Annotated in this window: 9 protein-coding genes; all 9 read right to left on the reverse strand. The window is 69.3% G+C overall.

Annotated features, from left to right (window positions below):
* Positions 1-88: 88 nt before the first annotated feature.
* Positions 89-874: an ABC transporter permease gene (locus GTP90_RS33590; protein WP_161087583.1), complete on the reverse strand. Its 786-nt coding sequence runs from the start codon at positions 872-874 to the stop codon at positions 89-91.
* Complete coding sequence (locus GTP90_RS33595; RefSeq protein ID WP_161087584.1) at positions 871-1,575, reverse strand: type II secretion system protein; 705 nt, start codon at positions 1,573-1,575, stop codon at positions 871-873. Before GTP90_RS33595 ends, GTP90_RS33590 begins: the two co-directional genes overlap by 4 nt.
* Before the next feature lie 4 nt (positions 1,576-1,579).
* The gene (locus tag GTP90_RS33600) at positions 1,580-2,299 is read right to left on the reverse strand and encodes a hypothetical protein (RefSeq protein ID WP_254452168.1); all 720 of its coding nucleotides are present in this window, start codon (positions 2,297-2,299) and stop codon (positions 1,580-1,582) included.
* A complete protein-coding gene (locus GTP90_RS33605) occupies positions 2,289-2,858 on the reverse strand; it encodes a hypothetical protein (RefSeq protein WP_161087586.1) in 570 nt (189 codons plus the stop codon). Before GTP90_RS33605 ends, GTP90_RS33600 begins: the two co-directional genes overlap by 11 nt.
* A gap of 5 nt (positions 2,859-2,863) precedes the next feature.
* On the reverse strand, positions 2,864-3,529 hold the full coding sequence (locus GTP90_RS33610) for a PilN family protein (RefSeq protein WP_161087587.1): 666 nt from the start codon (positions 3,527-3,529) through the stop codon (positions 2,864-2,866).
* Positions 3,526-5,058, reverse strand: a complete 1,533-nt coding sequence (locus GTP90_RS33615; RefSeq protein WP_371875167.1) for a hypothetical protein — start codon at positions 5,056-5,058, stop codon at positions 3,526-3,528. The genes GTP90_RS33610 and GTP90_RS33615 overlap by 4 nt, the downstream gene beginning before the upstream one ends.
* A gap of 46 nt (positions 5,059-5,104) precedes the next feature.
* Entirely contained in the window at positions 5,105-6,310 is a 1,206-nt protein-coding gene (locus tag GTP90_RS33620; RefSeq protein WP_161087589.1) for a type II secretion system F family protein, read from the reverse strand.
* Positions 6,310-8,019, reverse strand: a complete 1,710-nt coding sequence (locus tag GTP90_RS33625) for a GspE/PulE family protein (protein ID WP_161087590.1) — start codon at positions 8,017-8,019, stop codon at positions 6,310-6,312. The genes GTP90_RS33620 and GTP90_RS33625 overlap by 1 nt, the downstream gene beginning before the upstream one ends.
* Positions 8,020-8,026: 7 nt before the next feature.
* The coding region (locus tag GTP90_RS33630) for a tetratricopeptide repeat protein (RefSeq protein ID WP_161087591.1) at positions 8,027-8,841 on the reverse strand (815 nt) is incomplete at its 5' end.

Consider the following 8,841-nt stretch of genomic DNA (forward strand, 5'->3'; position numbering starts at 1 on the left):
GCCTGCCAGCCCAGCTGCAGGGCCAGCGCCGCCGCCAGCAGCACGCGCACGGCCGGCGGCACCGACGACAGCGGACGCGACGGCGTGTTCACAGGTTCTTCCGGTACAGGTCGAACAGCGCGGCGGCCGTCAGCAGGCCCACGGCCAGCGCGGTCTGGGCCGCCACGCTGGCCAGGTCGGCCAGGCCGCCGGTGTGGTACAGCAGCCATTCGGTGCGGGTGAAGGCGTCCAGGTGCGGCAGCAGCAGCGCCAGCGCGTCGATGCCGCGCGTCAGCCAGCGCTGGCCGGCGTCGGCCTGGGCGGCGCCGGCGTGGCCCAGCAGTTGCAGCGTGCCTAGCACGCGCGCCAGCAAATAGAAGGCGCCGGCCGCCGTCAGCGCCGGCAGGGTCTGGCTCAAGGTCAGTGAGCACAGCAGGCTGAAGGCGGCCACGATCCACAGCTCGCCCAGCAGCGACGCCGCCCACAACGCAGCCTGATCGAGCGGCGCGAAGGCCAGCGCCACCGCGCCGAACAGCAGCGCCGGCAGCAGCGCCAGCGCGGCGAAGCCGGCCAGCTTGCCGAGCACATACACGGCGCGCGGCAGGGCCAGCGCCAGCAGGAGCTCGGCGCCCTTGTCGGCCGCCTCGCGCGCCATGCTGCTGACCACGAAGGTGGCGACCAGGAACACCGCCGCCAGCCGCAGCACCGCCGCCAGCAGCGCCGCCTGCAGCTGGCGGCTCTCGGTCAGCGCCAGCTGGCCGAGGAAGCCGCCGGCGCACACGGCCGCCGCCAGCACCAGCAACAGCAGCCACAGCAGGCGATTGCGCAGCGCCTCCAGCAGCGTGTAGCGGGCGATGACCAGCGCGGCATGCGGCAGCGGCAGCGCGGACGTCATTGGATTTTCTGCACCGCGACCATGCGGTTGAACAGGATGTTGGGCGACAGCCAGACCACGATGTCGTCATAGGCGCCGCCCGGCGCGGTGGCGGTGTCGCTGGCGTAGCGGCTGACGAACTGGGTGTCCGAGCCGGCGTTGAGCTGCTCGTCGCTGTTGGTGGTGGAGGCGTTGGCGATCAGGCCGCCCAGCTCGTTGCTGCCGCCATAGCCGTTCTTGCCATGCGAGACGATCACCGCCGGGATGTCGTTCACGGCGGTGGCCGCCACCAGCTGGCCGGTGGCGTCGCGCGTGGCGACGGTGATGTCGCGCGGCGTGCTCAGGTTGAATGGCACGCCGCTGTCGCTGAAGGCCGGCGTGACGCTGTAGCGGAACAGGTGGTTCCAGCCATCGAGCTTGCCCAGGCCCAGCGTGGCCCACGGCAGGTAGCCGCTGCGGCGATCGCCGGCGCAACGGTTGCCGGCGCGCGCCTCCAGGCCGTTGCTGGCCGAGGTTGCCGGGCAGGGCAGGTAGCCGTTGCGCAGCGCAAAGCCGATCAGCGCCTCGCGCGCCTCCTCCATCGATTTCTGGGTCTCCGAGATCTTGCGCTGCTCCAGCTGCATGCTCAGCGGCGTGACCAGGCCGCCGATCATCAGGCCGACGATGATCAGCACGATCGCGATCTCAACCAGGGTAAAGCCGGATTGTCCGTGTTTCTTCATGTCGTCAAGGCAGGCGGTGGGCCGCCGCCATCTGTTTGTAAAGGGTATCGAGCGGCACGCTCAGCACCAGGTCGTCGAAGGCGCCGCCGGGCGCGTTGGGATTGCCGCTGGCGGCGCGGCCGATGAAATGGACGCTGGCGCTGGCGTTGGCTTGCTCGTCGATGTTGCCGGCGTCGGTATTGGCCTGCGCCACGCCCTGCACCGATACGCCGAAATTGCTGCGCCCGTGCGACAGCAGCACCAGCGGCGCGCACTGGGCGCCGGGGTCGCAGGAGGACTGGCCGGTGCGGAAAAACAGTTCGCCGTCGGCGCCGCGGTCCTGCACGGTCTTGGTGGCGACGGTGGAAATGCGCAGCACCGGCGCCTGGGTGTAGGCCGGCGTGACGCTGTAGCGCAGCAGCTTGCCCCACGCATCGGCGCCGTCCACGCCCAGCGTGACCCAGGGCAGGAAGCCGGTGCAGTCCTGCTCGGTGGCACAAGGCGCCGGCGCCTCGTGGCCGTCGAGCGCCGAGGTGGCCGGACGCGGCAGGCGGCCGTTTGCGGCGGCGAAGCCCACCAGCGCGTCGCGCGCCTGCGCCATGCGCGCCAGGGTTTGCTGGGTGCGGTGCAGCTGGGTGGTGTCGTGGTTGAGCGCGCTCACCAGCAACGCCGCCGCGCCAACGCTGGTCATCGCCAGTAGCAGCAACAGCGCCGCGCCGCGCTGGCGGCGCCGGCTAGCGGCCAATTTCCTGCACGCTGCCATTGGCGGGATCGAAGCTCTGGCCGGGTTTCATGATCAGCCGGCGGCCGGACGACAGCCGCAGCGACACCGCCGGTCCCGGCCCGGCCTTGGCGCCCTCGGTCTGCGGCACCTGGTTGAGCCAGACGGTGGTGCGGCCGCTGCTGCCGCGCAGCACGCCGCTCAGCTGGACGGCCGACGAGGGCGGCGGCACGGGCTCGGCTGCGGTGGGCGGTGTTGCGGCGTACTGCATTGCGGCGGGCGGCGCCTGTGGGACGACGTTTGGATCGGGACTGCCGTAACCGTTGGGCGACACGGGCGGCTGTGGCGGCGGCGCCGATTGCTGCATTTGCTGAATTTGCTGCATCTGCGCTGCGGCAGCGGCGTCGTTCGTGGCGGGGGCGGCGGCCGGGCCGGCGGCGCGCTGGCGGTCGAGTGCGTCGCGTTCTACCGGCGTGGCGAACAGCCGGCCCAGCGCCACCTGCTGGGCCGCCGCCGGAACGGTGTGAAGAGCGGACCAAGCCAGCAGGGCCAGCAGCGTGGCCCGCGAGAGGGGAGTGGACATGGTCATCACGAGCCTTTCCTGCGCGCGGTGGTGGGCGCCAGCGTCAGCCAGTTGAGCTTGCAGTCGGCGCCGATGGTCGGCGTGTTCGGCACGTTCTGCTGGCCGCCGACGCGCTTGAGCGTGCATTCCTGCACCGCGTAATAGCCGCGCTGGCGCAGGTCTTCGAGGAAGTTGAACAGGTCGCCCTCGTGCAGCAGCTCCATGCGCAGGTGCATGCGGCTGCCGCGCAGCGCGTAGTCGCCCAGCGGCAGCGGCGCGTCCAGCTTGATGCCTTGCTGCGGTTCGATCTCGTAGCTCAGCGGCGGCAGCTTGCGGCGCTCCTGGATCTGGCGGATCTGCTCGACCCAGTCGAGGCGGTTCTCGTCGCCGATCAGGCCGCGGCTGCGCAGCAGCGCGAACTGCGGCTGGTAGGCGCGGATCTCGCGCTTTTCCGTTTCCACCTGGGCGAAGCGCTGGCGCGCGGCGTCGCGCGTCTGCAGCGCCTGCAGCCGGTTTTCCTCGGCGTGGTTGACATACCAGCTGCTGGCGAACACGGTCGCCACGCCGATGGCCAGGGCGCCGGCGGCCATCACCACGGCCAGCCGGATCAGCGCGAATTCGCGCAGCCAGTACGGCAGCGGCCTGGCGGCCCGGGCCGGCTTCTTGCTGAAAGGGGCGGGGGAGGCGTTCATGGCTGCCACACGAGGTTGAGGATGAAGCGGGCCTTGGTCTCGACGCCGCCGGCCGGGCCGGCACCGGCCTTGCCGCTGAGCTTGACGTTGGAGCGGGTGTCGACCGGCTGCTGCACGATCTCCACCGCCATGCGCGGCTGGCGCGCCAGTTCCTGGGTGAAGGCGTTCATCGTATTGACCACTTCGCGGTAATTATCCGGCGGTACCATGATCTCCGCCTCCAGCCGCAGCGCCTGCGGCACCTTGGCCGGCAGCCCCAGCATCAGCGACGAGATCGGCTCCACCACCGTGCCCGAGGTGCTGGCCATGAAGCCGGTGGCGACCGGCTCGGCCGGCGTGGCCGGCGGCGTGATTTTCCAGTCCAGCTCGAGCACGCGAATCTGCGGCACCTTGTCCAGCGCCGCGCTCAGGTGCGTCATCAGCGGCAGCGGCTGCGGCCCCTGGCGCACCAGCAGCTGCGCCACCGTGACGGCGGCCTTCATGTTGGCGGTCTTGTCGATGGCCGGCGTCATGGTCGACAGCGCGGCGCGGTAGCGCTCGTCGTACTGCCGGGCCTGCGCGTACATGGTGTCGGTGGCCGAGGTGGCCTCGACATAGCGCCACACATCAACGCCCAGCCAGACCAGGGTGCCGGCCGCCAGCACCGCGCTGGCGCTGAACAGGGCCAGCCGCGCGCGCCACAGCTGGAAGTAGCGGCGCGCCTCGCCCAGCGAATACTGGCTGGGCGGGCGTTCGCGGCCGAGCAGGGTGAGCAGCAGGGTGTCGGCCAGTTCCGGCGTTGCCGGCAGGCCGGTGCGATCGGCAGCGGTTTCCATCGATTCAAAATGGTAGGCCGTCTCGGGCCCGTCCTGGCACTGCGGCTCGAGCCGGTCCAGCGTCTCGTCCGGCGCCAGGATCACCGTGTGCAGCACCTCGCCGCGTCCGATCAGGCGGGTGCTGGTGAGGAACTGCTGGGTCTTGGCGGTCTCGCGCGCGACGTCGACCGGGGCGCCGTCGCGGTCCACCGCCAGCGTCAGGCGCGAGAACTTCAGCTGGCCGTCAAGGAAATAGCTCTGGCGCAGGCCGGCCGATTGCTGCGTGACCAGCAGCAGGCGCTGGTCCGCCAGGCCCAGCTTGTGCACCAGCGAGGAGGTCATCAGCGTGGTCGAGTACAGCCCGGCCAGCGGTGCGCGCAGCAGCTCCAGCGCTTCCACCCACGGCTGCACCAGCGCCGGATTGGTCAGCGCGCTGAGCAGGGCGATGTCGTCCTGGCGGCCGTCCGGCTCGCGGCCCTGCACGCGCACGTAGCGGTACGGCGTCTCGCGGTATTGCTGCAGCAGGCGGCGCGCCAGCAGGCGGCGGCCCGAGCGGCCGGTCACGTGCGGCAGCGTGATGCGCTGGAAGTCCTCCTCGATCAGGTCGACCATCAGGTAGACCGGGCCGTAGGGCCGCGCGTCGAGGTCGTCCATGAAGGCGTCGACGCCGGCGCGCTCGTTGGGGTAGCGCGTGGGCTCGCCAAGCACGCCCTGGTGCCATGGGTAGGCCCACACGAATTCGCTGCTGAGATAAAGTAAATGGCTGTGCAACACGGCGGCCTCAGGGTCGGATCTTGGAGATGGTGTCGTAAATCGGCCCCAGCACGGACAGCATGATCCAGCCCAGCAGCAGGCCCAGCACCACGGTCATGGCCGGCTCTATCATTGCCTGCACCTTCTCGATCATTTCCTTCACTTCGCGGTTGTAGAAGTAGCTGACGTTGCGCAGCGCGCCGTCCAGCGCGCCGGTGGCCTCGCCCACCTTGAGCATGCGGATCACCAGCGGCGGGAAGATGCCGGTGTGCTGGAACGCCGCCGTCACGCTCTGGCCCTCGGAAATCAGTTGCGCCGCGCGGCGCAGCCCGGCCGCCACCATGCGGTTGCCGACGATGCCTTCGGACAGCCGGATGCATTCGAGGATGGTGATGCCGGCGCCGTACATCAGCGCGAAAAAGGTGGCGAAGCGGGCCAGGATGATCTTGTGCTGCACCGGGCCGATCATCCAGATGCGCAGCTTGAAGGCGTCGAAGCTGTAGCGCGCCTGCTCGCTGCGCGCCAGCCAGGCGCGGCCGCCGAAATACAGCGCCACCGGCAGCGCCAGCAGCACGTACCAGTAGTTGATGAAGATGTCCGAGACGAAGATCAGCGCCTTGGTGTGGAAGGGCAGCTCGTTGCCCATGTTCTTGATGAAGGCGGTCAGCTGCGGCACCAGGTAGATCATCAGGAAGGCCACCACGCCCAGGATCACCACGCCGACAAACAGCGGCTTCATGACGATCTTGCGCGACTGCGAGGCCAGCTCGTCCTGCCACTTCAGGCTGTCCGACAGGTTCAGGAACACCTCGGCGATCTTGCCGGTGCGCTCGCCGGCCGTGATCAGGCTGGTGAAGGTCTTGTCAAACACGTCCGGGTAGGCTTCCAGCGCGGCCGACAGTTGCAGGCCGCCCTCGATGTTCTCGATCAGGTCGGTGATGATCTCGCGGAAGCGCGGATGGTCCATGCTGTCGCGCAGGTCGTTCAAGCCTTCCAGGATGGGCACGCCCGCGCCGGTCAGCTGCTCCATCTGGAAGCAGAAGTTGATCAGGTCCTTGCGCGTGATGTCGCGCCGGCCGATGGCGGCCAGCTTCTGGCGCGACACCTGACAGTCGATCAGGTCCAGCTCCATGCGGTGCAGGCGCAGCTCCAGGTCCGGCTCGTTGAGCGCGTCCATATTCCCCAGCAGCAGCTGGCCGCTGGCGTCCATGGCGCGGTAGAGGTATTGGGGCATCAGCTCAGCCTGTCCGTCAGGTCGACCACGCGCGACACTTCCTCCAGCGTGGTCACGCCCTCGCGCACGCGGCGCAGGCCGTCGTCCACCAGCGAGCGCACGCCGGCCGCGGCGGTGGCGTTCTTCAGCTCGCGCGAGGAGGCGCGCCGCGCCACCATCTCGTCAAGCTGCGGCGTCATCTTCAGCAGCTCCATGATGGCCAGCCGGCCCTTGTAGCCCTGGTGGCCGCAACGCTCGCAGCCGACCGCGCGGTACAGCGTGAACGGCGCGGCGTCCTCGTTCCGGGGCAGGCCGAGCAGGCGGCGCTCCAGGTCCTCGGCCGGATAGGCCTCGCGGCAGTGCGGGCACAGCCGGCGCACCAAGCGCTGGGCGATGATGCCGATGATGTTGCCGGCCATGATGTCGGCCACCACGCCGATGTCGAGCAGGCGCGAGATCGAGCCGATCGCCGAATTGGTGTGCAGCGTCGAATACACCTGGTGGCCGGTCATGGCGGCCGCGAACGCCATCTCGGCGGTCTCGCGGTCGCGGATCTCGCCGACCAGGATGATGTCCGGATCCTGCCGCATCATCGAGCGGATGCCGTCGGCAAAGCCCATCTTGGCCGACTCGTTGACGGCGGTCTGGCGGATCATGTTCATCGGATACTCGACCGGGTCCTCCAGCGTCATGATGTTGACGCTCTCGGTGTTGATGTGGTTGAGGATGGAATACAGCGTGGTGGTCTTGCCCGAGCCGGTCGGGCCGGTCACCAGGATCACGCCGTCGGGACGGGCGATCATCAGCTTCAGCAGGTTGAGCTCGTTTTCCTCCAGGCCCAGGCCGTCCAGCGGCACGATGCCCTTTTGACGGTCCAGCACGCGCAGCACGAAGTTCTCGCCGTGCGTGGTGGCCTGCGCCGAGGCGCGGAAGTCGATCTGGCGGCCGGAGAACTTGATCGAGATGCGGCCGTCCTGCGGCGCGCGGGTCTCGGCGATGTTCATGCCGCTCATCACCTTCAGGCGCACCGCCATCGCCGGCCAGTACGATTTGTGCAGGCTGCGGATCTGGCGCAGGATGCCGTCGATGCGGTAGCGGATGCGCAGGAACGATTGCTCCGGCTCGAAGTGCAGGTCGGAGGCGCCGTTCTGCACGGCGTCGGCCAGGATGGCGTCGATCAGGCGCACCACCGGCTGGCTGTACTCGTCCGAGGTGCTGCCCAGGCTGGCGTAGTTGACCTCGCCCGTCTCGATCTCGTGCAGGATGCCGTCAATCGACAGCTCGAAGCCGTAGTACTGGTCGATGGCGCGCTGGATGTCGGAATCGTTCACCAGCAGCGGGCTGATGGTGATGCCCTTGACCAGCATGGCGCTGATCTGGTCCAGCGCGACGATGTTGCTGGTGTCCGACATGGCCAGGATCAGGTTGTCCGTGGCGCGCTCGTACACGATGGGGAACACCTTGTAGCGCTTGGCCACGTCCTTGGGGATGAGCTTGAGCGCGATGGCGTCCACCACCAGGCTGGTCAGGTCGGCGCTTTGCTGGTTGAGGTTTTCCGACAGCGCCATGCGCACCGTGGCCTCGGTCACGAAGCCCAGCGTGATCAACAGTTTCCCCAGCGGCTCGCTGCTGCGTTTCTGCTCGATCAGCGCGATGCGCAGCTGGTCCTCGCTGATCACGCCTTTCTGGATCAGCAGCTTGCCGAGCGGGAGTTTGACTTGTTCTGCCATGGATCTCTTATTGTTGTTTGGCCGGCGCGCTCAGCTCGTGCATGCGCAGGCGCAGCGCGTTGCGGTCGAACGCGGCGGCGTGGTCCTGCGCCAGCGCCAGCGCGCGCTGATAGTACTTCAGGGCCAGCTTGCCCTGGTTCAGGCGGTCCAGGCCGATGGCCAGGTTGTAGGCGTAGTCGGGATTGTCCGGCATGGCGGTGTAGGCGCGGAAGTAGGACTGCTGCGCGTCGGGCCAGCGGCCCTGCTGCGCCTGCAGGTTGCCGAGCGCGAACAGCACCGGGCCGGCGTCCGGGTTGGTGCCGAGGATGGCGCGCAGCCGCGCCTCGCTCTGGCTGGTGTCGCCCTGGCGCACGCCGACCAGGCCGGCCACGGCGGTGGCGTCGTTCGGGTCGAGTTCGAGCAGGCGCAGGTAATAGCCTGCGGCCTGTTCGCCCTGGCCCTTGCGCGCGGCCAGCGTGGCCAGGCCGAGCAGGGCGTCGCGGCTGGTCGGGCTGTCGCGCAGCGCGGCCTCGTACTGCTGTTGGGCTTGCGCCAGGTCGCCGCTGTTGAGGGCCTGGTAGCCGTTCTCCAGCGCTGGCGCCACCACTTGCCGCTTGCTGGCGCGGGCCACGCGGATGTCGGTGTTGTCCGGCGCGGCGATCGGCGGCAGGCGGTCGGGATGGGGCGCGCTCAGCTGCGCCATCTGCGTCTGGATCAGTTGTTGCGACGCGGCCAGCGCCTGTTCGGCGGCGCTCAGGCGGCGTTCCAGTTCCCCGTTGCCGGCGTGGGCGGCCGGCGGCGCGATGGGCGCGGTGTCCGTCAGCGCGGGATCGGCTGCGGTCG

It is taken from the genome of Duganella vulcania (genome assembly GCF_009857655.1).
In the GTDB taxonomy this organism is placed as follows: domain Bacteria; phylum Pseudomonadota; class Gammaproteobacteria; order Burkholderiales; family Burkholderiaceae_D; genus Rugamonas; species Rugamonas vulcania.

Bases quoted from the DNA above. Each gene is read 5' to 3' on its own strand.
- GTP90_RS33590 (WP_161087583.1), bottom strand. From the start codon at position 874: ATGACGTCCGCGCTGCCGCTGCCGCATGCCGCGCTGGTCATCGCCCGC.
- GTP90_RS33595 (WP_161087584.1), bottom strand. From the start codon at position 1,575: ATGAAGAAACACGGACAATCCGGCTTTACCCTGGTTGAGATCGCGATC.
- GTP90_RS33605 (WP_161087586.1), bottom strand. From the start codon at position 2,858: ATGTCCACTCCCCTCTCGCGGGCCACGCTGCTGGCCCTGCTGGCTTGG.
- GTP90_RS33610 (WP_161087587.1), bottom strand. From the start codon at position 3,529: ATGAACGCCTCCCCCGCCCCTTTCAGCAAGAAGCCGGCCCGGGCCGCC.
- GTP90_RS33620 (WP_161087589.1), bottom strand. From the start codon at position 6,310: ATGCCCCAATACCTCTACCGCGCCATGGACGCCAGCGGCCAGCTGCTG.
- GTP90_RS33625 (WP_161087590.1), bottom strand. From the start codon at position 8,019: ATGGCAGAACAAGTCAAACTCCCGCTCGGCAAGCTGCTGATCCAGAAA.